Here is a 1,349-nt window from a genome sequence, read left to right on the forward strand (position 1 = left end):
AAAAGCACTTAAACCCGGATGACCCGGTCTACATCCAAAGACGCGAAGCCAGACTAGCCGCAAACAAAGCGCTGAAGGCTAAATTTGCGGTTGACGCAGCCCCTTTCAACCCTATACCTGTTCATGTTCTGGCTACCCTGATCAAAAGAGGAATGGCCATCAAACCCGTCGCCTGGAAATCCCTTGACCATCATAAGCAGAGACTGCCTGAGTCTCTGCTTAACAAACTGAGAGAGAGAGTCGAAACATCAGGTACAGAATGCCCCGATGAGATCAAAGAATCACTGTGCCAATATCTGGATAACGTTCAACTCAGGAGAACTGAAGCCTGCGAGCCGGCGCCACAGAGCAGCAATCCTCCAGACGACAAACAAGAAAAACAGGCGTTTGGCAGTTTATGGTTGAAGCTCGACCAGACAGAAGTTTTTGGTACCGAAATACTGAACTTACTGGAAGATTATGGCGATAAAATGGAGCTTATGCACACAGTGACCGTCCTTAAAAAAGCCAAAATTGATATCGATAACCGCATGCTGGAAGGATGGAGGCAACGAGCATGCAGTCAAATAGAGCGGTTAAAAAAACGAGACCCTTTATTATTAGATGTTACTGATGATGTTTATCAGCATTGTCAGGAATTAGAGTTACTTGATGGGTGCGGGAGTATTTTCTAATTCCGTTCATGGCAGACTGGCCAGTGCAGTGCTATACGTCCCGTTGCAAATAACAAAGGTCAATCGATGGTCCTGTGTCTATGGGACGCCCTGAAAAAAACAAAACTGCCTGCTTGGTGGTCCGATCACTGCTGCTGTTAGTGACCATAACGTTTGGGGGGTCGCCGCCTGCATTGGAATTAGTTGGCCCTAGCCCGCTATCAGCCCATTTCTTATATACCAATAAGTTGGTCGTACCTGAACCACCCTACGCTCTTCCGGTTGGGTTTGTGACATTTGCACTCAGTTTTCTGGAGCTGCAGCCAAATAACAGTCCTCTTGAGTCTCTCCAATGGCCTCTCCTACCCGTTTGGCCAATGAAGCAGACACGCGGAATTGCCCCGTTAGCTGAGCCTCCCGAATTTCCGGAGAACACTCCCAATGCGCTGATCGCCACGGGCGCTGCCGGAGGAGATGGTGGCGATAAGCCACCTGACGGATACGAATGGAATCCTGATCCGGAGCCCCAGTCTCACCCTTACCTTGTTCTTGCCCCTGTTCAAAAATGCCTGCAACAAAAAAGACAACTACTTCAAATGCTACGAATCAAACGACTATGGTCTATTGCGACGGGCCAAACTACGCTGGCCCGGATATTGTCAGACCGGATCATGGTGATTGAAGCAGATCTTCTTG

Annotated in this window: 2 protein-coding genes; both read left to right on the top strand. The window is 48.7% G+C overall.

The genetic code is table 11. The features are described 5' to 3' along the window. Positions 1-674, top strand: a 674-nt coding sequence (locus KDK18_RS11160) for a hypothetical protein (protein WP_257254979.1), incomplete at its 5' end; no start/stop codon positions are given. 269 nt (positions 675-943) lie between these two features. Then, positions 944-1,349, top strand: a 406-nt coding sequence (locus KDK18_RS11165; protein ID WP_257254980.1) for a hypothetical protein, incomplete at its 3' end; no start/stop codon positions are given.

The sequence above is a fragment of the Endozoicomonas sp. SESOKO3 genome (genome assembly GCF_024606255.1).